The organism is Microbacterium sp. NPDC057407, from assembly GCF_042803895.1.
Classification (GTDB): Bacteria; Actinomycetota; Actinomycetes; order Actinomycetales; family Microbacteriaceae; genus Microbacterium.
Genome location: NZ_JBHVCA010000003.1, coordinates 44,301 through 67,247 on the forward strand (window position 1 = coordinate 44,301; position 22,947 = coordinate 67,247).

The following is a 22,947-nucleotide window of genomic DNA, read 5'->3' on the forward strand; positions in this document are numbered from 1 at the left end:
GCGGATCGGTGCCGGCGCCCGGGCACCCGTATCCGACGTCCGAGGTCGGGGATAGGTTGAGGCCATGAGCCAGACCATGTCGGGGCGCGAGCGCACGATCCTCACCATCGCGGTGCTCGCGTCGTTCGTGGCGTTCCTCGACGGCACCGTCGTGAACGTTGCGCTCCCGGCGATCAGCGACGAGCTCGGCGGCGGTCTGGCGACGCAGCAGTGGGTTGTCGACGCCTATCTCATCACGCTCGGCGCGCTCATCCTCGTGGCCGGCTCGGCCAGCGACGCCTACGGCCGGGCCCTGGTGATGCGCATCGGCCTCATCGGGTTCGGAGTCACGAGTGTCGCGATCGCAGCAGCCCCGACGGCCGAGTTCCTCATCGTGGCGCGAGCTCTCCAGGGCGCGGCGGGCGCGTTCCTCGTCCCGAGCTCGCTCGCGCTGATCACCGCCACGTTCCGCGGCGCGGCGCAGGGTCGCGCGATCGGCATCTGGACGGCGATGACCACCACCGCGATGATCGCCGGCCCCATCCTCGGCGGTCTCTTCGTCGACTTCCTGTCGTGGCGCCTCGTCTTCCTCATCAATGTGATCCCGATCGCGATCACCCTGTGGCTGCTGGCGCGAGCGCGCGTGAGTGACGATCGAAAGCCGGATGCCGCGATCGACTGGTTGAGCGCGGCGTTGTGCACCCTCGGCCTCGGCCTGCTGGTGTTCGCCCTCATCGAGCAGCCCAGGCTGGGCTGGTCGTCGCCGCTCATCTGGCTGCCCCTCGTCGTCGGCGCCGTGCTGTTCACCGCGTTCATCGTGCGCCAGCGGTTCACGAGGCATCCCGTGCTCCCCCTCGATCTGTTCCGGGTGCGCAACTTCTCGGTCGGCAACATCGCCACCACGTTCATCTACGGCGCCCTGTCGCTGAACGGCTTCGTCGTGGTGGTGTACCTCCAGCAGGGTGCGGGACTGTCGGCGACCCTCGCCGGGCTCGCGAGCCTGCCGGTCACGATCCTGCTGATCCTGCTGAGCTCGCGGGCGGGCGCCCTCGCCGGAAGATGGGGCCCGCGGTTCTTCATGACGGTCGGCCCGATAACGATGGGGGCGGGCGCCCTGCTGCTGCTCACCGTCGCCCCCGACTTCAATTACTGGTGGCAGGTGCTCCCCAGCATGATCCTCATGGGTTTGGGGCTCGCACTCACCGTCTCGCCGCTCACCTCCGCCATCCTCGGCGCGATCGACACCGAGCGCTCCGGCATCGCCTCGGCGGTGAACAACGCGGTCGCCCGTGTCGCCGGGCTCGTCACGATCGCCGCCCTCGCCACCATCGCCGGCGGAGAACTCGACCTCGACGGGTTCCACCGTGCCGCCCTGTTCACCGCGGCGCTGCTCATCGCCGGCGGACTCGTCTCGTGGGCGGGCATCCGCAACACCGCGCCGTCGACCGCGCCGGCTGCAGACGCGTCGGGTCAGGCGGGCAAGAACTCCGCGTGACGGTAACCGTCCGGCTCGACCACCGCCACCGTCGACTCCGGCACCTCGAGAAACACCCCGGGCAGGTCGTTCAACGGCTCCGACACCACCACCCGCGCGTGATCCCCGAAGTCGTTCAGGCGCGCGACATCCGGATACATCTCGCGAAGCGTCGGGATGTCGGCCGAGTGGAAGAGACTCCGCGAACGGCCCTGCGTCGAGTAGCGGAACGCCCACACCGTGACCCCGTCGGTCACCGCGAGAGTGCCCTGCATGGGGAACTGCTCACCCGCCGCCTGGCCCGCCTTCTCCACCCTCCGGATCGCCGCACCCACCGCCGCCACCGGGTCATCCATCAGGCCGTAGGTCAGCGCGAGGTGGAACAGCACCTCCGTGTCGGTCGTGCCCTGGATCGACGGATACAGCGACGGATCGACATCGAGCACCAGCTCCCGCTTGAACGACTCGAAGCCGTGGATCGCGCCGTTGTGCATGAACAGCCAGTTTTCGTGCCGGAACGGATGGCAGTTCGTCTGCTGGATCGGCGGCGCCGCCGCAGCCCGCACATGTGTGAAGAACAGCGGGGTCCGCACCGCACGACTGATCTCGCGCAGGTTCTGGTCATTCCACGCCGGCTCCGTCGACCGGTACACCGCCGGACCGTCCGCGGCCGCGGCATCCGTCGAATACCAGCCCAAGCCGAAGCCGTCGCCGTTCACCGTCTCAGCACCCAGCGGCGAGTTCAACGACATCGCCACCACCGAATGCTTCGTGTCGAGAATCAACGACGAGGGCTGCAACGCCTCGCCGGAATACGCCAGCCACCTGCACATCTTCGTCCTCCCGTCGCCGCCGGAACGGCCCCAGGCTACGACCGGCCGATTCGACCCGGCATCAGCCCCGGCGGGTGACGTTCCCCGCGCTTCGCCTCCTCCCCAGGCGCAGGTGCGGTGCCGGACTACGGAGAGGGGCGGATGCCGGTGGTCGAGGCATCCGGCGACTGCAAGACTGGCGGCATGGCCGTCATCGAGAACTCGAAAGTCACCATCGTCGGAGCCGGAAGCGTCGGATCGAGCGCCGCCTACGCCTCGCTGATCCGCGGATCCGCCCGGCACGTCGCGCTCTACGACATCGCGACCGAGAAGGTGGAGGCCGAGGTGCTCGACCTCGCCCACGGCACCCAGTTCACCGGCACGAGCGACATCGTCGGCGGCAGCGATATCTCGGTCGTCGAAGGCTCTCACGTCGTCGTGATCACGGCGGGAGCCAAGCAGAACCCGGGGCAGACGCGCATCGAGCTGGCGGGCGTCAACGCCGGGATCATGAAGCGCATGATGCCGCAGCTGCTCGAGGTGGCCCCGAACGCGATCTACGTCATCGTCACCAACCCCTGCGACGTGCTCACGGTGCTGGCGCAAGAAGAAACAGGCCTGCCGCCCGAGCGGATCTTCGCGTCGGGGACCGTGCTCGACACGTCGCGCCTGCGGTGGAAGCTCGCCGAGCGCGCGGGCGTCTCGACGTCCAGCGTCCACGCGTACATCGTCGGCGAGCACGGTGACACCGAGTTCCCGCTGTGGTCCAAGGCGACCATCGGCACGGTGCCGATCCTCGAATGGGTGACCCCGCGCGGCGATCGCATGACTCCCGACGAGCTCGACCAGATCGCCGTCGACGTGCGCGACGCCGCCTACAAGGTGATCCAGGGCAAGGGAGCGACGAATTACGCGATCGGGCTCTCGAGCGCCCGCATCATCGAGGCCATCCTCCGCGACGAGCATGCGGTCATGCCCGTCTCGCCGGTGCTGCGCGACTTCCACGGGGTCGACGGCGTCGCGCTCTCGGTCCCGTCGGTCGTGAGCGCGGCCGGAGCGCGGCCGATCCTCGAGACGCGGTTCGACGACCGCGAGCTCGAGCTGCTGCACCGGTCGGCGGGCGCCCTGCGCGAAGTCGCCGACTCGCTTCGCGACTGAGCGGGCGCGTCGCCGCCGCCGCGCCGAGCGGGGGCCGGGGGATGTCGGGGGCCGCACGTACGCTGAATCCATGGCCGCCGCCCGACGACCCACGCAGACCGCGCCCTACCGCTGCACCGAGTGCGGCTGGACGACGATCAAGTGGGTCGGGCGCTGCGGCGAATGCCAGCAGTGGGGCACGGTGGTCGAAGCATCCGAGCCCCTCGGTCTCACCCGTTCGGTGACGCCGCTCGCTCCCGGCGCCGGCCGGTCGGCGCAGCCCATCACGAGCATCGACACGTCCGAGGCCCCGCGCCGCACGAGCGGCGTCGGCGAGTTCGACCGCGTGCTGGGCGGCGGGGTCGTGCCGGGTGCGGCCATCCTGCTGTCGGGCGAACCCGGCGTCGGCAAGTCCACACTGCTGCTCGAGGTCGCGGCGCAGTCCGCCAAGGCCGGCCGCCGGGTGCTGTACGCCAGCGCCGAGGAGTCGACGGCTCAGGTGCGGCTGCGCGCCGAGCGCACCGGGGCGCTGCACGACGAGCTCTTCCTCGCAAGCGAGACCGACTTGGCGACGATCCTCGGGCACGTCGACGAGGTACGGCCCGATCTGCTGATCGTCGACTCGGTGCAGACGGTGGCCTCATCGCTGTCCGACGGCATGGCGGGGCATCCGTCGCAAGTGCGCGAGGTGGCGTCCACCCTGATCCGGGTCGCGAAAGAGCGCGGTCTTCCGGTCATCATCGTGGGGCATGTGACGAAGGACGGGTCGATCGCGGGTCCCCGCATCCTCGAGCATCTCGTCGACGTCGTGTGTCACTTCGAGGGCGACCGGCAGACCTCCCTGCGGTTCGTCCGGGCGCTGAAGAACCGGTTCGGGCCGACCGACGAGGTCGGATGCTTCGACATGACCGGTGCCGGCATCGCCGAGGTTCCCGACCCGAGCGCGCTGTTCCTCGGCCACGGCTCCCCCGAGCCCGGCACCTGCGTCGCGATCGCCCTCGAGGGCCGGCGGGCACTGCCGGTCGAGGTGCAGGCACTGACGATCAAGGCGTCGTCGCCGAACCCGCGGCGCATCGTGAACGGCGTCGACTCCGCCCGTGTCGCCATGGTGCTCGCGGTGCTCGAGAAGAAGGCCGGCATCGTCACGAGCGACCAGGACGTCTACGTCTCGACCGTGGGCGGCGTCCGGTTCACCGAGCCGGCGGCCGACCTCGCGATCGCGATCGCCGTCGCCGGGGCGCTCCGCAACGAGTCCACCCCGAAGACTCTCGCCGCCGTCGGCGAACTGAGTCTCGCCGGAGAGGTGCGCCCCGTCACGCAGGCGACCCAGCGACGCAGCGAGGCCGCCCGGCTCGGCTACAGCGAGCTCGTCGACAACCGGTCCGGAACCCTCCGCGGGGCGCTCGGCGACGTCCGCGCCCGCCTCAAGCCCGGCCCGCGAGACGACGTTCCCGCGTTCTGAGCCCGCGCCCGAGCACGGCCGCCTGACGCGTCGAGGGCGACCGGCGTCAGGCGTCGAGCGCGGCGATGAGGTCAGCGGCCGACGCCTGCAGAGGGTGAGGCCCGGCGATGTCGAAGAACACCGTGGTGATCTCGTCCTGGTGCGCCCCGAGGAACGCGCGCAGCCACGCCGGCGACTGCAGCGCCACACCCGGAGGAAGGGTCGCCGGCTTGTGGACCGCGTCACTGAACAGGAGCAGCGCCACATCGCCGGTGCGCGGGTCACGGTAGGTCCACACCTCGCCGGTGTCGAGCGGATTGTCGCGCTGACCCGGCCGCATCAGCGGCACCACGGTGGGCCCGTGCCGCAGCGCGAAGGCCACCGCCGCCATGTCCTGCGTCTGCAGCGCGTCGGACAGCTGGGTGTTGCGGAACTCGAGTTCCTTCTTCGCGCGCTTCTTTCCGGCCATCGTTACAGGGTAGACCGGCGCCTCAGGTGAGGAAGCCGCGCAACAGCGCCTCCGACCCGGCCAGATGGTCGAGCATCGCCGACTCCGCGGCATCCGCTCTCCCCGCCATGATCGCGGTGACGATGTGCTCGTGCTGGGCGTTGGAGTGCTCGATGTTGCGCGGCAGCAGCGGGAAGGTGTCGAGCCAGGCGTTGACGCGGGCGCGGTTCTCGGCGGCCAGGGCGACGAGCGACGGGATGCCGGCGACCTCGGCGATCGCCAGATGCAGCAGGGTGTCGAGCCGGCGGTAGTCGGGTTGGGATGCCGCCGTCACGGCCTCGTACCGGGCCCAGAGCTCGTCGCGCTGAGCCGGATCGAGGGTGCGCGACGCCGCCGCCCGGGCGGCTCCGGCCTCGATCACCCGGCGCAGTCCGAGGACGTCGTCGAGTTCCGAGGCGTCGACGGTTCCGGGGTGGGGCGGCTGCGGTAGCGGGTCGGCGACGAACGTGCCGCCGTAACGGCCGCGGCGGCGGACCAGGTAGCCGGTGTCGGCGAGCTCGCGGATCGCCTCGCGCACCGTGTCGCGGCTCACGGCGTAGAGCGTCGCCAGTTCGCGCTCGGACGGCAGGGACTCGCCGGGCGCCACGACGCCCAACCGGATCGTCTGCACCAGGCGGGCGACGGTGTCTTCGAGCGCGTTCCCCTCGCGGACGGGTCGGTAGACGGCCCGGCGCACTTCCCGCAGCGGTGTCTCGGTCATGTCACCGCCGCTCCGCGGGCACACCGTCGGTGATCCGCGGCGAGGGCGCGGCCCCCTGCTCGATCCCGCCCCTGCCGGGCCCCGATCGCCGACGTTGTGCACACCCGGCGCTGCGGCCCGGCCCCGCCGCCCCGAGCCGCGGGCGGCCGCAACTCAGGCTGAACGGCCGCCGGCCCGGCAGAACCGGGGTGATTCCGGGACCGGGCCCGCGAGCCGGCCTGAGTTACGGCATCCACGACGAGCTCACAGCGGGGTCACGTACGCGTTGGTGATGCCTCCGTCGACGACGAAGGCGGTCGCGGTGATGAACGACGCGTCGTCCGAGGCCAGGAACGCGACCGCGGCGGCCATCTCCTCGGGCTCGGCGAACCGGCCCATCGGCACGTGCACGAGCCGGCGCTGCGCGCGCTCCGGGTCCTTCGCGAACAGCTCCCGCAGCAGCGGCGTGTTCACCGGTCCGGGGCAGAGGGCGTTCACGCGGATGCCCTGCCGCGCGAACTGCACCCCGAGCTCGCGCGTCATGGCGAGCACCCCGCCCTTCGAGGCGGTGTACGAGATCTGCGACGTCGCCGACCCCAGCAGCGCGACGAACGACGCCGTGTTGATGATCGAGCCCCGGCCCGCGGGAACCATGTGCCGCAGCGCCGCGCGCGAGCACAGGTAGACGCTCTTGAGGTTGACGTCCTGCACCCGATCCCAGGCGGGCAGTTCGGTGGTCTCGATCGAGTCGTCGTCGGCCGGCGAGATGCCGGCGTTGTTGAACGCGATGTCGACGCTGCCGAAGTCGGCCGCGACCCCGTCGAAGAGGGCGTTGACGGATGCCTCGTCCGCGACGTTCACGTGACGGAACACCCCATTCACCTCCGCCGACGCAGCCTCTCCCGCCGTCGGGTCGAGATCGGCGATCACGACTCGCGCGCCCTCTGCGGCGAAGCGGCGGGCGGTGGCGAGCCCGATGCCCGAGGCGCCGCCGGTGACGGTGGCGACGCGGTCCTTGAGGCGCTGGGTCAGGTCCATGGGTGGGAGGTTCCTTTCTGGGGGCAGGTCGCGCGTTCGCCGGTGAGGTCAGGCATCCGTCGCGAAGAAGACGTTCTTGGTCTGGGTGAAGTGCTCGGCGGCGTCGGGGCCGAGCTCGCGCCCCAGGCCGGAGGCCTTCATGCCGCCGAACGGCGTCCAGTAGCGCACCGACGAGTGCGAGTTGACCGACAGGACTCCGCTCTCGACGGCGCGCGACACGCGCACGGCGCGACCGAGATTCTCGGTCCAGATCGAGCCGGCGAGGCCGTAGATCGTGTCGTTGGCCAGCGCGATGCCGTCGGCCTCGTCGTCGAACGGCAGCACCGCGACCACCGGGCCGAACACCTCTTCCTGTGCGATGCGCGAGCCCCGGTCGGCGAGCACGACGGTCGGCGCGAACCAGAATCCGTCCCCGTCGGGCGCCTCACCGCGGAATGCGACGTCTGCTCCGTCGAGGAATTCGGACACGGTGTCGCGGTGCGACGCCGAGATCAACGGCCCCATCTGGGTCGACTCCGACCCGGGGTCGCCGACGCGCCAGGCGCGCACGGCGGGTTCGAGCAGCTCGAGGAACCGGTCGTACACCGACCGCTGCACGAGGATGCGGCTGCGGGCGCAGCAGTCCTGCCCGGCGTTGTCGAACACGGCCGCGGGCGCCGACGCGGCTGCGGCCTCGAGGTCGGCGTCGTCGAACACGATGTTCGCGCTCTTCCCGCCGAGTTCGAGCGTGACCGGCTTCAGCCCCCGGGCGCACCCGGCGGCGACCTCGACGCCCACCTCGGTCGAGCCGGTGAAGACGACCTTGCGCACGTCCGGGTGCTCCACGAACCGCTGGCCGACGACCGAACCCGAACCGGTCACCACCGTGAAGAGCCCGTCGGGCAGCCCGGCTTCGGCGGCGAGTTCACCGAGGCGCACCGCCGTGAGCGGGGTGAGCTCCGCCGGCTTGAGCACGACGGCGTTCCCGGCGGCGAGCGCGGGAGCGAAGCCCCACGAGGCGATCGTCATCGGGAAGTTCCAGGGCACGATGACGCCCACGACCCCGTACGGTTCATGGAAGGTCACGTCGAGGCCGCCGGCGACCGGGATCTGCTGGCCGCTCAGTCGTTCGGGCGCACCGGCCGAGAAGTTCAGCACCTGCGCGACGTGCGACGCCTCCCACCGCGCGGACTCGATCGGATGCCCTGAGTTGAGCACTTCGAGCTGCGCGAGCTCTTCGACATGATCCTCGACGACCCGCGCGAATCGTCTAAGCGCGTCCGCCCGCGCGACGGGCGCGAGCGCGGCCCACGACCTCTGCGCGACCTTGGCCCTCGCGATGGCCTCGTCGACCTCGTCTGCCGTGGCGCGCCCGACCTCGCGGATGGGCCGAGCCGTCGCGGGGTTGATCAGGGTGAAGGTGCTGCTCATCCGTGTCCCACTTCTGCGTGCATCGCGTCCCGCTTTCGCTCGGCACCGGGGTCGCCGGCCGCCGAAAAGTGGGACACCTCGGGCAAGCGGCGGGACTGGGAGAAGACGGATGCCTCGGCCACGAGCCCCGCGAAGAGCCGGCGGTCCTCGGCGTTCTCCTCCGGGTGCCACTGCACCCCGACGAGGTACTGGTCGCCATCGCCCTCGAACGCCTGCACGAGGCCGTCGTCGGTGCGCGCGCTGACGACGAGCCCGTCGCCGAGCCGATCGACGCCCTGATGGTGGTAGCTGTGCACGTCGAGCGGGCCGCCGCCGACGAGGCCGGCCAGCTTCGACCCGTCGTCGACCGTCACCTCGTTGGTGGCGAAGACCCCGCCGCCGATGCGGTATCGCTCGGTGCCGAGCGCCTCGGGGAGGTGCTGGTGCAGCGTGCCGCCACGGGCGACGTTGACGAGCTGCAGCCCGCGGCAGATCGCGAGCACCGGCATCCGCCGCTCTTCCGCGCCCCGGAAGAGCGCGAGTTCCCAGGCATCCCGGTCGGGGCGAGCGGGATCGGTGAGCGGATGCCGCGCCGCTCCGTACAGCTCGGGTTGGACGTCGAGCCCACCGGTCAGGATGAGGCCGTCGAGTCCGTCGAGAACGGCCGGGGCCGCGGCATCCGGATGCGGCTGCGGCGGCAGCAGCACCGCCACACCGCCCGACGCGCTGACCGCATCGAAGTACTGCTGGGGAAGGAAGGCGGCACGGACGTCCCACACTCCCTGCTTCGCCTGCTCGAGGTAGGTGGTCAGGCCGATCACCGGGCGATCAGAGCCGCTCAAAGCCACGCACCCTCTCCCAGTCGGTCACGGCGGCGTCGAAGGCTTCGACCTCGATGCGCGCCTGGTTCAGGTAGTGCTCGACCATGTCGTCGCCGAACGCGGCTCGAGCGATCGCGGACTGATCGAAGAGCTGGGCCGCCTCGCGCAGCGTCGTCGGCAGGTGCTCGACGCCGGCCGCATAGGCGTTGCCGGTGAGGGCATCGGGCAGGGGCAGCTCGTGCTCGATGCCGTGCAGCCCTCCGGCGATGATCGCCGAGATCGCGAGGTACGGGTTGACGTCGCCGCCCGGCACCCGGTTCTCGACGCGCAGCGAGCCGCCGTGTCCGACCACCCGCAGCGCGCACGTGCGGTTGTCGATGCCCCATGCCACGCCGGTGGGCGCGAACGTGCCCTTCGCGTACCGCTTGTAGGCGTTGATCGTCGGGGCGTAGAGGAGCGTGAACTCGCGCAGCGTGGCGAGGATGCCGGCGATCCAGTGCTCCATGAGCGGACTGAAGCCGTGGTCGCCGTCACCCGCCATGACCGGCTCGCCGCTCTCGGATCGCAGCGAAAGGTGGATGTGGCAGCTGTTGCCCTCGCGCTCGTTGAACTTGGCCATGAAGGTGATGGCCTTGCCGTGGCGGTCGGCGATCGACTTGGCGCCGCTCTTGTAGATCGTGTGCTGATCGGCGGTCTCGAGCACCTCGGCGTAGCGGAACGCGATCTCCTGCTGCCCGAGGTTGCACTCGCCCTTCACGCCCTCGGTGTAAAGGCCGGCGCCGTCCATGCTGAGACGGATGTCGCGCAGCAGCGGCTCCAGCCGGCCCGACGCGAGCAGGTCGTAGTCGACGTTGTAGTCGGTCGACGGGGTGAGGTCGCGATAGCCCTTGGCCCAGGCATCCCGATACGAATCGTCGAAGACGATGAACTCGAGCTCGGTTCCCGAGTAGGCGACGAGCCCCCGCTCGGCGAGGCGGGCGCGCTGGGTCTTCAGGATGTCGCGCGGCGACTGCACGACGGGTTCGCCGCCCTCCCACGCGAGGTCGGCCATGACGAGCGCCGAGCCGGGCTGCCAGGGCACACGACGAAGCGTCGCGGGGTCGGGCAGCAGCATCATGTCGCCGTACCCCTTCTCCCAGCTCGACATCGCATACCCGTCGACGGTGTTCATGTCGACATCCACCGACAGCAGGTAGTTGCAGGCCTCGGCGCCGTGGGCCAGCACCTCCTCCTGGAACAGGCGCGCCGACACCCGCTTGCCGACGAGGCGGCCCTGGGCGTCGGCGAACGCCACGATCACGGTGTCGATGTCACCCGATGCGATGCCGGCGTTGAGGTCTGGGACGGTGAGATTCCCGGGCATACGGCCATCCTCCTGTCTCACGCGTCGCGAGCGCGGTCGGTCGGCCGCGCTCAGCTCCACTGTAACGAGCAATTCACATCCAAAGGTAGACACAGCCCACCAATAAGCGCCACAATCATGCGCAAGACGCAGCCCCCGCGTCCTACCCGAGTGCACGGAGGACCGATGTCACAGTCGAGTAATGGTGCCGCCAAGGTCGCTGGGGCGACCTATACGCGTGCCGGCCAGGAGTACTTCCAGAAGCGGACGCTGAAGAGATCCGCCGGGGTATGGGGATTGTGGGGACTCGCCGTCGCCGCCGTCATCTCGGGCGACTTCTCCGGCTGGAACTTCGGCATCGACTTCGCCGGGTTCGGCGGCATGCTGATCGCCTTCGCCATCTTGGTGGTCATGTACTACGGCATGATCTTCTCGATCGGCGAGATGGCGGCCGCGATGCCGCACACGGGCGGTGCGTATTCGTTCGCCCGGTCCGCGATGGGCCCGTGGGGCGGCCTCGTCACCGGTCTCGCCGAGACGATCGAGTACGTCGCCACCACGGCCGTGATCGTCTACTTCTCGGCCTCCTACGCCGACGCGATCACGAGCGAGCTGCTGAACTTCTCGATGCCGACCTGGGTGTGGTGGATCATCCTGTACGCGTCGTTCATCGCGCTGAACGCGGCCGGGGCCTCGATCTCCTTCAAGTTCGCCATCGTCGTGTCGATCATCTCGATCGCGATCATCCTCGTCTTCTCGGTGATGGCGCTGTTCTCGGGCCAGTTCAGCTGGGACAAGCTCTTCGACATCCCGCCGGACCCCGGCCAGACGGCGTTCCTCCCGCACGGCGTGATCCCGATCCTGTTCGCGCTGCCCTACGCGATGTGGTTCTTCCTCGGCATCGAGGAGCTGCCCCTCGCGGCGGAGGAGTCGCACAACCCTCAGCGCGACATCCCGCGCGCCGGTTTCATCGCCCGCACCACCCTGATCATCACGGGCCTGCTCGTGCTGTTCCTCAACACCGGCGTCGTGGGCGCGGCGGCCACGGGGGTGGCGGGCGAGCCGCTCCTCGACGGGTTCCGGGCGATCGTCGGCGACGAGCTCGCCGCCGTGCTGGCGCTCTTCGCGCTGATCGGACTCCTCGCGTCGCTGCAGGGCATCATGTTCGCCTACGGCCGCAACATGTACTCGCTCTCGCGGGCCGGCTACTACCCGCGGTTCCTCTCGCTCACCGGCAAGCGCGCGACGCCGTGGGTGGCGCTCATCGTCGGCGCCGTGATCGGCTTCGTCGCGCTGGTGCTCGTCGACGCGCTCGGCGGCACGGGCGGCGTGGCCGGAGCGATCGTGCTGAACATCGCCATCTGGGGCGCGGTGATCGCCTACGCGCTGCAGATGGCGTCGTACGTCATCCTCCGCCGCAAGTTCCCGAACGTCGAACGCCCGTACCGCAGCCCCTGGGGCATCCCGGGCGCCGTCATCGCGGGCGCCGTCTCGGTGCTGATCTTCTTCGGCTTCTTCATCAACGAGCCGGCCCGTCCCGCGATCGTCGCCATCGCGATCGTCTACGTCGTGATCCTGATCGGCTTCGCGCTGTTCTTCCGCCACCGCCTCGTGCTGTCGCCGGAGGAAGAATATGCGATCTCCGGCGGCGAGCACCGCGACCCTCAGGCCGAGGGGTACGACGCCATGGAGTCGGAGGTCTTCGGCGGCGACAAGTCCGCGTAGCCAGGCGGGCGGGGTCGGAGCGATCCGGGGGGATGCTCCGACCCCGCCGCTTTCCGCCCACCCGGCAGATACTCTAGATCCATCCAATTTGTCCCCCATTTGGGGGACAAATATTCACTCGCATGGACGAATTTGCCAGGTTTTGTCCTCCGAAGTGGGGACAGACAAGGTTCAACCAATCCACGTAATCTTGTACGCGAGGTGTCCCCAGCACCTCAGAGAGTGGTGTCCCCAGCGCCCTCTCACATCATCGTCGAGGATCCCGCGCCTTGGGGGCGCCCGACTGATCGACGATGCCAGGCCCCCGGGAGTCCCCAACCCCGGGGGCCTTCTCTGTGCCCGTGCACAGCCGGTCTGCGTGGCAGCGCACCCTCAGAGGCGGCGCACGTACACCGCGACCTCATCGCCGTCGACGTCGAGTTCGTACTCCTCGCCTCGGTACCAGCTGTGCGGCGGCGTCGATCCGTCGTCTTCCCGTTCGCGCTGCTCGACGGCCAGGGTCACGCGGCGACCGGCGCGGTCGACCTCATCGAACTGCGCGCGGTACGACTCGACCCTGTCCATCCGCTCAGTAGAGCAGGAATTGGGCCGTCGTGGTGGACGGGATCCCGCCGACCTCGACCGAGAGGTGGTACGAAGCGCCTCCGCCGGGCGCGCGGGGCCGAGTCGTGTCCTCGCAGGTGCCGACCGCTGACCGCGTGCGATCCCACACCAGCGGTGACGCGCTCGACACGGTCTGCCCGGCGGAGAGCAGGACGACCATGTCGCTGGGCTTGCTCTGGCAGTCGGTCGACCGCCACCACGTGTCGGCGCCGCTCGTGACCGTGAACACCTGCGCGCTCGTTCCCACGTTGAGCGTGCAGTCCGTGGCGCCGTTGTTCGTGAGCTTGATGGTGAACGCGGGCTGCTGGTCGGCGGTGTACGAGTCGCGGTCGGTGACGGCCTCGACCGTCACATCCCCCGTGGCGCAGGCCTTCGCGGCTTCCTCGGCCGAAGCGGACGGGCTCGGCACGGCCCCTTCGACCGTGCCCGGGTCGGCGGTCGGGGTCGCGCTCGGGGTGGCGGCGGGAGTCGGCGAGGCGGAGGGCGAGGCATCCGCCGTCATCTGCACGACAGGCGGATTCTCGGTCGCCGACCCGCTCCACGGCTGGGCAACGAGCAGCCACACGACCACCGCGACGACGGCCAGCACAGCGAGCAGCGCGACCAGCCGGCGACGTCGATACACGGCCGGCGAGTGCCGCCTGCGACGCGTCGTCCCGCTCATGCTTCCAGGGTAGGCCGGGGCATCCGTCGTCCCCCGTCGGCGCGCCCGCAGCCGGCGCTTCCCAGCCGATGCCGAGGCTGCGCCGATAGGTTCGGGGCAGACCCCGAGGAGGACCCATGAAGTGCCCGACCGATGGCTCCGTGCTGGTGATGAGCGAGCGCTCCGGCGTCGAGATCGACTACTGCCCGACCTGCCGGGGCGTGTGGCTCGACCGCGGCGAGCTCGACAAGATCCTCGAGCGCGCCGCTCGCGAGGCGACGCCGGCGCCGGCAGCGCCCGCGGCCCCTTCGTACGGGACTCCGCAGGCCGCGCCGCAGGGCTACGCGCCGCCCGCGCAGGATCCGTACGGCCAGCGGTACGACCCGCGGTACGGCCAGTCCGGATACGACCAGGGACACCGCCGCAAGAAGAAGGAGCACTGGCTCAGCGAGCTCTTCGACTGAGCCGAGACCGCCCGGCGGTCCGCCCCCCCGCGGTCGCGTCAGAGGTTCTTGAGCATGCGGGTGTTGCCGAGAGTGTTCGGCTTCACGTGGGCGAGGTCGAGGAACTCGGCGACGCCCTCGTCGGGCGAACGGATGAGCTGCGAGTAGACGTCGGGGTCGACGACCTGCTCGCCGATGGGCGAGAAACCGCGCCGGGTGAAGAAGTCGACCTCGAACGTCAGGCAGAACAGGCGCGAGAGCCCGAGGGTGCGCGCGTTGCTCTCGAGCGCTTCGACGATCGCCCGGCCGACCCCGCGGTGCAGCCACTCGTCGACCACGATCAGCGTGCGGATCTCGCCGAGGTCCTCCCACATGACGTGCAGGGCCCCGCACCCGACGAGTTCGCCCTCGGAGGTCTCAGCGACGACGAACTGCTGCGTCGCCTCGTACAGCACGACGAGGTCCTTGCCGAGCAGGATGCGTCGCTGCACGAACGGCTCCAGCATCGCCTGGATCGCCCGCACGTCGCGCGTCGTCGCCGGACGCACCCTGAACTCGCTCATCCCTCCAGCGTAGAACGCCGACCTCGCCGTCCGTTCGCACCGAGTCGCCAAGACACGCCGCCCCGCATGCGAGGCGTCGGCGTGTCTTGGCGACTCGGGGGTGTGGAGGGCCAGAAACGAACGAAGAGCGGATGCCGCAGCATCCGCTCTTCGTCCAGTTCAGGGTCTACGCGTTCGCAGCCAGATCGGGCGTCGCGGTGATCTCGCCGTTGTGCACGACCCCCACCGCCACCTTCTCGCCGCGCGGACCGTGCTCGAAGACGAACTCGCCGCCGACCGCATCGACCTTCACGTGGTCGCCCGCGTCGAGCTCGCCGTGGAGGATCTTCTCCGACAGGCGGTCCTCGATCTCGCGCTGCATCGCGCGGCGCAGCGGCCGGGCGCCGAGCGCGGGGTCGAAGCCGATCTCGATCAGCTTGTCCTTCGCGGCATCCGTCAGCTCCACCGTCATGTCGCGGTCGAGCAGACGCTCGCCGAGGCGCTTGGTGAACAGACCCACGATCTGCCGCAGTTCGTCCTTGTCGAGCTGCGGGAAGACGATGATGTCGTCGACGCGGTTGAGGAACTCGGGCTTGAAGTTGCGCTTGAGCTCTTCGTTGACCTTGCCCTTCATCCGCTCGTAGGTCGTGCCGCTGTTGCCCTCGACCTGGAACCCGACCGGGCCCCCGGCGATCGCCGACGAACCGAGGTTCGTCGTCATGATGATCACCGTGTTCTTGAAGTCGATGACTCGACCCTGGCCGTCGGTGAGGCGACCCTCTTCGAGGATCTGCAGCAGCGAGTTGAAGATGTCGGGGTGGGCCTTCTCGATCTCGTCGAACAGCACCACCGAGAACGGCTTGCGGCGCACCTTCTCGGTCAGCTGGCCGCCCTCTTCGAATCCGACGAATCCGGGAGGGGCGCCGAACAGACGCGAGACCGTGTGCTTCTCACCGAACTCCGACATGTCGAGGGAGATCAGGGCCGACTCGTCGTCGAACAGGAACTCGGCGAGCGCCTTGGCGAGCTCGGTCTTTCCGACGCCGGTGGGACCGGCGAAGATGAACGAGCCCGAGGGGCGCTTCGGGTCCTTGAGCCCCGCGCGCTGGCGGCGGATCGTCTTCGACAGGGCGGCGATGGCCTCTTCCTGGCCGATGACGCGCTGGTGCAGCGCCTTCTCCATGAAGACGAGGCGGCTCGACTCCTCTTCGGTCAGCTTGAACACCGGGATGCCGGTCGCCTGGGCGAGCACCTCGGCGATGAGACCTTCGTCGACGACCGCGTGAGCGGCGACGTCTCCCGAACGCCACTGCTTCTCGAGGCGCAGACGCTCGGCGAGCAGCGACTTCTCCTCGTCGCGCAGCGACGCGGCCTTCTCGAAGTCCTGTTCCTCGGAGGCGACTTCCTTCTGCTCGCGCACCTTGGCGATCTTGTCGTCGAAGTCGCGCAGCTCGGGCGGGCTGGACAGGATCGACAGGCGCAGGCGCGCGCCGGCCTCGTCGATCAGGTCGATCGCCTTGTCGGGCAGGAAGCGGTCCGAGATGTAGCGGTCGGCGAGGTTCGCCGCGGCGACGATGGCGCCGTCGGTGATCTGCACCTTGTGGTGCGCCTCGTAGCGGTCGCGCAGCCCCTTCAGGATGTTGATCGCGTGGGGCAGGCTGGGCTCGGCGACCTGGATGGGCTGGAAGCGGCGCTCGAGCGCGGCATCCTTCTCGAAGTGCTTGCGGTACTCGTCGAGCGTGGTCGCACCGATCGTCTGCAGCTCGCCGCGGGCGAGGAGCGGCTTGAGGATCGAGGCCGCGTCGATCGCACCCTCGGCGGCACCGGCCCCCACGAGCGTGTGGATCTCGTCGATGAAGACGATGATGTCGCCGCGGGTGCGGATCTCCTTCGTGACCTTCTTCAGACGCTCCTCGAAGTCACCGCGGTAACGGGACCCGGCGATGAGCGAGCCGAGGTCGAGCGAGTAGAGCTGCTTGTCTTTGAGCGTCTCGGGCACGTCGCCCTTGACGATGGCCTGAGCGAGTCCCTCGACGACGGCGGTCTTGCCGACGCCGGGCTCGCCGATCAGGACGGGGTTGTTCTTCGACCGGCGCGACAGGATCTGCATGACGCGCTCGATCTCCTTCTCGCGGCCGATCACCGGGTCGAGCTTGTTGTCGCGAGCGGCCTGCGTGAGGTTGCGGCCGAACTGGTCGAGCACCTGGGATCCGCCCTGGGCGCCCGTGGTCTGCTGCTCGCCGGCTCCGGTCGAGACGCCCGCGGGCTCCTTGCCCTGGTAGCCCGACAGCAGCTGGATGACCTGCTGACGCACCTTGTTGAGGTCGGCGCCGAGCTTGACGAGCACCTGCGCGGCGACGCCCTCGCCCTCGCGGATCAGGCCGAGGAGGATGTGTTCGGTGCCGATGTAGTTGTGGCCGAGCTGGAGCGCCTCGCGCAGTGACAGCTCGAGCACCTTCTTGGCGCGGGGTGTGAAGGGGATGTGGCCGGTCGGCTGCTGCTGACCCTGGCCGATGATGTCCTGCACCTGCTCGCGCACGGCGTCGAGCGAGATGCCGAGGGACTCCAGCGCCTTGGCGGCGACGCCCTCGCCCTCGTGGATCAGGCCGAGCAGGATGTGCTCGGTGCCGATGTAGTTGTGGTTCAGCATCTTCGCCTCTTCCTGGGCGAGGACGACCACACGACGGGCACGATCGGTGAATCTCTCGAACATCGTTCACTCCTCCGGGGCGCTGCTGGTGCGCGGATGCACTCCTGGCGCCTTGTAAACGAGCGTAAGGGGAGCCCGGATGCCGCACGCCCGTGTTCGCCATGGGCATAGCGCCCGCGTTCGGCCGCCCGCGCGCGAAGACCACGAACGGAGCGGATGCCGGGGGCCGAGGCATCCGCATTGCCGGAGCGACGCTCAGTTCGGGAGGATCGGGATGCGGATGTTGTCGAACTCCGCGCCGGTGAGGATCGCGAACACCTCGGAGTCGTCGTCGGGTCCTTCGAGCACCGAGGCGACGGTGCCGCGCGGCGCCATGTCCATCGTGCACACCTGGTCCTCGGGCGGCGTGGCGAAGGTCACCGTGATCTCGGTGTCGCTGGTGGCCTCGGTGCTCTCGACCACGGGCGGGCATCCCGACGATCCCCAGGTGAGGATCACGAACTGGCCGTCGACCTCGGTCCAGCCGGCGCTGGGCAGGTAGTCCGTCTCGCCGCCGGTCGTGAGTCCCGCCACGCCGGAAAGCTCGGTGTCGCCGGTCCAGCCGTCGCCGGTCACGGTGATCTCGAGGTCCTGTGTCGGGTCGACGTCGCCCGGAACGCTCACCACCGACGCCCGCGGCACCAGATCGGCGGTGCACGCGGTGTCGCCGTCGACGTCGATCAGCGTCACGTTCAGCACCCCGTCGGCGTACGTGGCCTCCTCGGCCGTGGGGATGCACGTCGAACTGCCCTGCGTGACGATGCCGATCGCTCGCCCGCCGTCGAGCCAGGCGGCGCCGACCTCCTGCTCGCTGGTCTCGTCGCCGTCGTCGTCCGAGGCGGCGGACGCGGAGGGTGTGCCCCCGGTGGCGGTGGCACAGCCGGCGAGCAGGCCGGTGAGGAGCACGGCCAGGCCGAGCCCGGCGATCGCGTGGCGAGTGCGAGGGTTCATGCGAGGATCCTTCCTGCGGGGAGCGGATGCCTGGGACCGCGGCATCCGTCAGGACAAGAGTGTCGCAACCGGTCCACGCGTCTCAGGGTGCTCCCTCTTTCTCGGGTCACCATCACCCGCGCGGGGTGACTACTGCAGCGCGGACGTGAGCCGGGCGAGGTTGTCGAGGACGGTCGATCGCAGCGGCTGCTTCTCCCATTCCTCGAGCGTCAGTTCACGGCTGAGCGAGCGGTAGCCGTCTTCGATGGAGCGCATTCCGCGCACGAACTCCTCGCCGCGCACGAGCATCGAGATCTCCATGTTGAGACCGAAGGACCGCATGTCCATGTTGCTGGAGCCCACGATGGCGACCTCGTCGTCGATCGTCATCGACTTCGAGTGCAGGATGAACGGCCGCTGGTACATCCAGATCTTGACGCCCGCGCGCAGCAGGGCCTCGTAGTAGCTGCGCTGCGCGTGGTACACGAGCGCCTGGTCGCCTTCCTCCGACACGAACAGCTCGACGTGGATGCCCCGCTGGCACGCGGTCGTGATCGCGAGGAGGAGCGCCTCGTCGGGGACGAAGTACGGGCTGACCACGATGATCTTTCGCTGCGCCGCGTACAGCAGGCCGGCGAAGAGCTTGAGGTTGTTCTGGAACTCGAACCCCGGCCCCGACGGGACGATCTGGCAGTCCAGATCGCCCGGACCGGTCTTCACCGCGAACAGGTCGATCTCGTCGGTCAGCACCTCGTCGGTCTCGCTGTACCAATCGGACAAGAAGACCGCGTTGACGGATGCCACGACCGGCCCCTCGATCCGAACCATGAGGTCGACCCAGTGCAGGCCCCGCTTGATGTTCTTCTTCAGGTTGTACGTCGAGTCGGTGACGTTCTGGGAGCCGGTGAAGGCCACCGTGCCGTCGATGACGAGCAGCTTTCGGTGGTTGCGCAGGTCGGGTCGCTGGTACTTGCCCTTGAGGGGCTGGACCGGGAGCATCAGATGCCATTGGGCGCCCATGGCGTCGAGCCGTTTGAGGGTCGCCTTGTAGAAGGGTTTGCCGCGGTTGGCCCAGTGATCGAGGAGCACCCGCACCGTGACCCCTCGGGCGCTCACCTCTTCGAGCGCGCGGAAGATGGCGTCGGTCGAGTCATCCGTCTGGAAGATGTAGAACTCGACGTGCACATAGCGCTCGGCCGCCCGGATCGCCTCGGCCATGGCGTCGAGGCTCTCCTGGTACCCGCCGATGATGTGGGCGTGGTTGTCGCCCGCGAGCGGCATCGCGCCCAGGTTGCGGTTCAGCGTGACGAGCGAGGTGAACCAGTCGGGTGCGTGGGGGCGGAGGGTGCCGAAGTCCAGCGAGGCGCTGGTGTCGCGGATGTACTCGTTGATGCGCTCCTGCTTGCGGCGGCGCTTGCGCGGCAGGCGCGGGTTGCCGATCAGCAGGAAGAGGAAGACGCCCACGATCGGGATGAAGTAGATCGCGAGCAGCCACGCCATCGCCGCGGTGGGTCTGCGGTTGCGGGGGACGATGATGATCGCCGCGATGCGGATGGCGAGGTCGGTCACGAAGACGAGCACCAGCCACCACGTCGCGTCGAACGTGATGCTGATCACACTGGCTCCTCGCGCTCCGGGGAAGGCGTGAGCCCAGCGTAGCGGGGGGCGGGGTCAGCGCTCGGAGGCGGGGGCGCCCTCTGTGGACGGCGCGACCGGCGGGAGGCCGCGGCGCGCGCGCTCCTTCGCCTCGTAGCGCGCGTAGAGGCGGCGCTCGGTGCGGTCGGCCCGGATGATGCTGCGGAGCACGAAGAAGAAGATCGCGCTGACGACGAGGGTCGGAAGCAGCGTCCATATGACGGCGACCCAGTAATCGGTCATGCCTTCCAGGATACGCGCCCGCGCAGCCGCCCCTCCTTCACCGGGCCTCTCGCCCCTCGGCTTTCCCCAGACCTGCGGCCACCGCTCGATGCCGGGTCGAAGGCGATCAGAGTCGATCGACATGAACACCATCGTCAAGGCCGCGAGCGCCGCCGAGTTCCTCTCCCTCGTCCCCCGCATGCTCGGGTACGTGCCGACCCGCAGCCTGGTCCTGGTCGCCTTCGAGGGGTCGCGCAGCCTCGGCGCGCTGCGCTTCGACCTGCCCGACGGCTCCTCCGATTCGGTCGATCGCGTGGCGGCGACCGTCGTCGGGATGGTGTGCCGGCTGGCCGCGGCCGACGCCGTCGCGGTGATCGCCTACACCGATGAGAGCTTCGACGGGGGACGGATGCCGCACCTCGACGTCTTCGACGCGATCCATCGCCGCACCGATGCGTGCGGGCTGCGGACGAGCGACGCGCTGTGCGTGGCGGCCGACGGGTGGGCGTCGCGGTTCGACGCCGACACGCCTGCGGGCGGGCGCCCGCTGGCCGAGCTCGACGCCGTGCCGGTCGGGGCGGAGGGCATCGACGTGGCGGCGCACGATCAGGCCGGCGGTGCCGACCTGCCTGCCGTCGACTTCGCCGAGAAGGAGCGCGTCGGCCGCGCGCTGCGCGACCTCGAGCGCGCGGTCGCGGTGGTGTGCGGCGGCAGCGAACCCGGTGCCGCCGGCGTGACGGGCGCGCGCAACGATGTCGGCGACGAGTCGGAGGCGCCGGGCACGCTCGAGGAGGAGGACCGCGTCGACCCGCTGGCGCTTTCCGCCGTCGGCGCGCTCGACGACCTGCCCGCCCTGTTCGACGAGGCCCTGGAGTGGCGTCCCGACGCGCTCGATCCGTACGAGGCCGCGACGCTCGCGTGGTGCCTGGCGCGCCCGGCGCTCCGCGACGTCGCGCTGGTGCAGTGGACGGGGACGATCGTCGACGGCGACGAGGCCCTCGACGGGCAGCTGCGCTGGGAGTCCGGTGAGGAGTACCCGACCCACCTCGCGATGAGGCTGTGGGGTGAGGGCGACCGGCCCGATCCGGATCGGCTCGAGACGGCGCTCGAGCTCACACGACGTCTGGCGGCGTCCGCCCCGCGCGCGGCCAGAGCGGGAGCGCTGTCGATGTGCGCATGGCTGTCGTGGGCGCTCGGGCGCTCGACCCACGCCGACCGGTACGCCGCCGAGGCGTGCGCGATCGAGCCGGAGCACGGGCTCAGCGAGATCGTGCGGTCCTTCGTCGCGGCCGGGCATCTTCCCGACTGGGCGTTCCGCGCACCGTCCGCGTCGGGGGCGCGATGAGCGGACTACTTGACGAGCGGGAAGAGGATCGTCTCGCGGATGCCGAGCCCGGTGATCGCCATGAGCAGCCGGTCGATGCCCATGCCCATGCCGCCGGTGGGCGGCATGCCGTGCTCGAGCGCCCGGAGGAATTCCTCGTCGATGCGCATCGCCTCCAGGTCGCCCCGGGCGGCGAGCTTCGCCTGCTCGACGAAGCGCTCCCGCTGGATTACGGGGTCCACCAGCTCGGAGTATCCGGTGGCGAGCTCGAACCCGCGCGTGTAGAGGTCCCACTTCTCCACGACCCCGGGGATGGAGCGGTGCTCGCGGACCAGCGGGCTGGTGTCGACCGGGAAGTCCATGACGAAGGTCGGCCGGGTGAGCCCGCCCTTCACGAAGTGCTCCCACAGCTCTTCGACGAGCTTGCCGTGCGTGGCGTGCGGCGGAGCCTCTACTCCGGCCTCGGCCGCGAACGCCAGCAGCTCGTCGAGCGGCGTCTCGGGAGTGATCTCCCGCCCCGACGCCTCCGAGAGCGAGCCGTACATCGAGAGCCGCTCCCATTGGCCGCCCAGGTCGTACTCGGTCCCGTCGGCCCACGTGACGGTGGTCGAGCCCGCGATCGCGACGGCGGCGTTCTGGATGAGTTCCTGCGTGAGATCGGCGATGCCGTTGTAGTCGGAGTAAGCCTGATAGGCCTCGAGCATCGCGAACTCCGGGCTGTGCGTGGAGTCGGCGCCCTCGTTGCGGAAGTTGCGGTTGATCTCGAACACTCGGTCGATGCCGCCGACGACCGCGCGCTTCAGGAAGAGCTCCGGGGCGATCCGCAGGAAGAGGTCGGCGTCGAAGGCGTTCGAGTGCGTGACGAACGGACGAGCGGATGCCCCGCCGTGCTGCACCTGGAGCATCGGCGTCTCGACCTCGAGGAACCCGTGCCGTGCGAATGTGTCGCGCAGGCTCGCGTTCGCCTTGGCCCGCGCCACGACGGTCGAGCGGGCGCGGTCGCGCACAATCAGGTCGAGGAAGCGGCTGCGCACGCGGCTCTCCTCGTTCAGTTCGGAGTACATGTTCGGCAGGGGCAGGACGGCCTTCGAGGCGACCGCCCAGTCCGACACCATGATCGAGAGCTCGCCGCGGCGGCTGGAGATGATCTCGCCCTCCACGAAGACGTGGTCGCCGAGGTCGACGATCTCCTTCCACCGCTGCAGCGACTCCTCGCCGACCGCGGCGAGCGATACCATGGCCTGGATGCGGCTGCCGTCGCCGGACTGGAGGGTCGCGAAGCAGAGCTTCCCCGTGTTGCGGCTGAAGACCACGCGCCCCGCGACACCCGCGGTCTCCCCCGTCTCGGCGCCCGCCTCGAGGTCGCCGAATCGCTCGCGCAGCGACGGGATCGTGTCGGTGATGGGCAGGCTGACCGGGTAGGCGCCGCCCGCGGCATCCGCCCTCTCGTCGATCAGACGCTCGCGCTTCGCCAGGCGCACCGCCTTCTGCTCGAAGATGTCTTCTTCGGTCGGCTCGGCGGGCTCGGCGGGCGTGTTCGCCGGGGTGTCGGTCATCGGTGGGGGCTCCTC

Annotated in this window: 21 protein-coding genes; 6 read left to right on the forward strand and 15 right to left on the reverse strand. The window is 69.8% G+C overall.

Going from position 1 to position 22,947, the window contains the following annotated elements:
- Positions 1 to 64: 64 nt before the first annotated feature.
- Positions 65 to 1,474, forward strand: coding sequence for an MFS transporter (locus ACFUTX_RS09010; protein WP_378863038.1), 1,410 nt, complete (start codon positions 65 to 67; stop codon positions 1,472 to 1,474).
- Here ACFUTX_RS09010 and ACFUTX_RS09015 read toward each other — a convergent pair.
- Complete coding sequence (locus ACFUTX_RS09015) at positions 1,450 to 2,286, reverse strand: class II glutamine amidotransferase (protein WP_378863041.1); 837 nt, start codon at positions 2,284 to 2,286, stop codon at positions 1,450 to 1,452. The genes ACFUTX_RS09010 and ACFUTX_RS09015 overlap by 25 nt on opposite strands.
- 183 nt (positions 2,287 to 2,469) lie before the next feature.
- On the opposite strand from ACFUTX_RS09015, the gene ACFUTX_RS09020 reads away from it, so the two are divergent.
- Both ACFUTX_RS09020 and radA read left to right on the forward strand, forming a co-directional pair.
- Positions 2,470 to 3,423, forward strand: a complete 954-nt coding sequence (locus ACFUTX_RS09020) for an L-lactate dehydrogenase (RefSeq protein WP_378864624.1) — start codon at positions 2,470 to 2,472, stop codon at positions 3,421 to 3,423.
- A 70-nt stretch (positions 3,424 to 3,493) separates the two neighbouring features.
- Positions 3,494 to 4,864 carry a DNA repair protein RadA gene (gene radA / locus ACFUTX_RS09025; RefSeq protein ID WP_378863044.1) on the forward strand — a complete coding sequence of 457 codons (1,371 nt, stop codon included), beginning with the start codon at positions 3,494 to 3,496 and terminating at the stop codon, positions 4,862 to 4,864.
- A gap of 46 nt (positions 4,865 to 4,910) precedes the next feature.
- Here radA and ACFUTX_RS09030 read toward each other — a convergent pair whose 3' ends face one another.
- From ACFUTX_RS09030 to ACFUTX_RS09055, 6 genes are all read right to left on the reverse strand, one after another.
- Entirely contained in the window at positions 4,911 to 5,312 is a 402-nt protein-coding gene (locus ACFUTX_RS09030; RefSeq protein ID WP_378863047.1) for a dehydrogenase, read from the reverse strand.
- A 22-nt stretch (positions 5,313 to 5,334) separates the two neighbouring features.
- On the reverse strand, positions 5,335 to 6,051 hold the full coding sequence (locus ACFUTX_RS09035; protein ID WP_378863050.1) for a FadR/GntR family transcriptional regulator: 717 nt from the start codon (positions 6,049 to 6,051) through the stop codon (positions 5,335 to 5,337).
- A 243-nt stretch (positions 6,052 to 6,294) separates the two neighbouring features.
- Entirely contained in the window at positions 6,295 to 7,068 is a 774-nt protein-coding gene (locus tag ACFUTX_RS09040; RefSeq protein WP_378863052.1) for a 3-oxoacyl-ACP reductase, read from the reverse strand.
- A gap of 48 nt (positions 7,069 to 7,116) precedes the next feature.
- Positions 7,117 to 8,478, reverse strand: coding sequence for an aldehyde dehydrogenase family protein (locus tag ACFUTX_RS09045; protein WP_378863055.1), 1,362 nt, complete (start codon positions 8,476 to 8,478; stop codon positions 7,117 to 7,119).
- Positions 8,475 to 9,299, reverse strand: coding sequence for a gamma-glutamyl-gamma-aminobutyrate hydrolase family protein (locus ACFUTX_RS09050; RefSeq protein ID WP_378863058.1), 825 nt, complete (start codon positions 9,297 to 9,299; stop codon positions 8,475 to 8,477). The genes ACFUTX_RS09045 and ACFUTX_RS09050 overlap by 4 nt, the downstream gene beginning before the upstream one ends.
- A complete protein-coding gene (locus ACFUTX_RS09055) occupies positions 9,286 to 10,641 on the reverse strand; it encodes a glutamine synthetase family protein (RefSeq protein WP_378863061.1) in 1,356 nt (451 codons plus the stop codon). The genes ACFUTX_RS09050 and ACFUTX_RS09055 overlap by 14 nt, the downstream gene beginning before the upstream one ends.
- Before the next feature lie 165 nt (positions 10,642 to 10,806).
- Between ACFUTX_RS09055 and ACFUTX_RS09060 the strand changes: the two genes are divergently transcribed.
- Positions 10,807 to 12,345 (forward strand): amino acid permease, encoded by a 1,539-nt coding sequence (locus tag ACFUTX_RS09060; protein WP_378863064.1) that lies wholly within the window; start codon positions 10,807 to 10,809, stop codon positions 12,343 to 12,345.
- A gap of 372 nt (positions 12,346 to 12,717) precedes the next feature.
- Here ACFUTX_RS09060 and ACFUTX_RS09065 read toward each other — a convergent pair whose 3' ends face one another.
- Complete coding sequence (locus tag ACFUTX_RS09065) at positions 12,718 to 12,909, reverse strand: hypothetical protein (RefSeq protein ID WP_378863067.1); 192 nt, start codon at positions 12,907 to 12,909, stop codon at positions 12,718 to 12,720.
- A 4-nt stretch (positions 12,910 to 12,913) separates the two neighbouring features.
- Complete coding sequence (locus ACFUTX_RS09070; protein ID WP_378863070.1) at positions 12,914 to 13,612, reverse strand: hypothetical protein; 699 nt, start codon at positions 13,610 to 13,612, stop codon at positions 12,914 to 12,916.
- Positions 13,613 to 13,728: 116 nt separating this feature from the next.
- Here ACFUTX_RS09070 and ACFUTX_RS09075 point away from each other — a divergent pair, with 116 nt between their 5' ends.
- Entirely contained in the window at positions 13,729 to 14,055 is a 327-nt protein-coding gene (locus tag ACFUTX_RS09075) for a zf-TFIIB domain-containing protein (RefSeq protein WP_378863073.1), read from the forward strand.
- 38 nt (positions 14,056 to 14,093) lie between these two features.
- Here ACFUTX_RS09075 and ACFUTX_RS09080 read toward each other — a convergent pair whose 3' ends face one another.
- From ACFUTX_RS09080 to ACFUTX_RS09100, 5 genes are all read right to left on the reverse strand, one after another.
- On the reverse strand, positions 14,094 to 14,597 hold the full coding sequence (locus ACFUTX_RS09080) for an amino-acid N-acetyltransferase (protein ID WP_378863076.1): 504 nt from the start codon (positions 14,595 to 14,597) through the stop codon (positions 14,094 to 14,096).
- 166 nt (positions 14,598 to 14,763) lie between these two features.
- Positions 14,764 to 17,289, reverse strand: a complete 2,526-nt coding sequence (locus ACFUTX_RS09085) for an ATP-dependent Clp protease ATP-binding subunit (RefSeq protein ID WP_378863078.1) — start codon at positions 17,287 to 17,289, stop codon at positions 14,764 to 14,766.
- A 192-nt stretch (positions 17,290 to 17,481) separates the two neighbouring features.
- Complete coding sequence (locus ACFUTX_RS09090; protein ID WP_378863081.1) at positions 17,482 to 18,216, reverse strand: hypothetical protein; 735 nt, start codon at positions 18,214 to 18,216, stop codon at positions 17,482 to 17,484.
- 129 nt (positions 18,217 to 18,345) lie between these two features.
- On the reverse strand, positions 18,346 to 19,812 hold the full coding sequence (gene cls / locus ACFUTX_RS09095) for a cardiolipin synthase (RefSeq protein ID WP_378863084.1): 1,467 nt from the start codon (positions 19,810 to 19,812) through the stop codon (positions 18,346 to 18,348).
- Positions 19,813 to 19,866: 54 nt separating this feature from the next.
- Positions 19,867 to 20,073: a hypothetical protein gene (locus ACFUTX_RS09100; protein ID WP_378863087.1), complete on the reverse strand. Its 207-nt coding sequence runs from the start codon at positions 20,071 to 20,073 to the stop codon at positions 19,867 to 19,869.
- 121 nt (positions 20,074 to 20,194) lie between these two features.
- Between ACFUTX_RS09100 and ACFUTX_RS09105 the strand changes: the two genes are divergently transcribed.
- The gene (locus ACFUTX_RS09105; RefSeq protein ID WP_378863090.1) at positions 20,195 to 21,397 is read left to right on the forward strand and encodes a DUF4192 family protein; all 1,203 of its coding nucleotides are present in this window, start codon (positions 20,195 to 20,197) and stop codon (positions 21,395 to 21,397) included.
- A gap of 5 nt (positions 21,398 to 21,402) precedes the next feature.
- On the opposite strand, the gene lysS is transcribed toward ACFUTX_RS09105, so the two are convergent.
- Positions 21,403 to 22,932 (reverse strand): lysine--tRNA ligase, encoded by a 1,530-nt coding sequence (gene lysS / locus ACFUTX_RS09110; protein WP_378863093.1) that lies wholly within the window; start codon positions 22,930 to 22,932, stop codon positions 21,403 to 21,405.
- Positions 22,933 to 22,947: the final 15 nt, after the last annotated feature.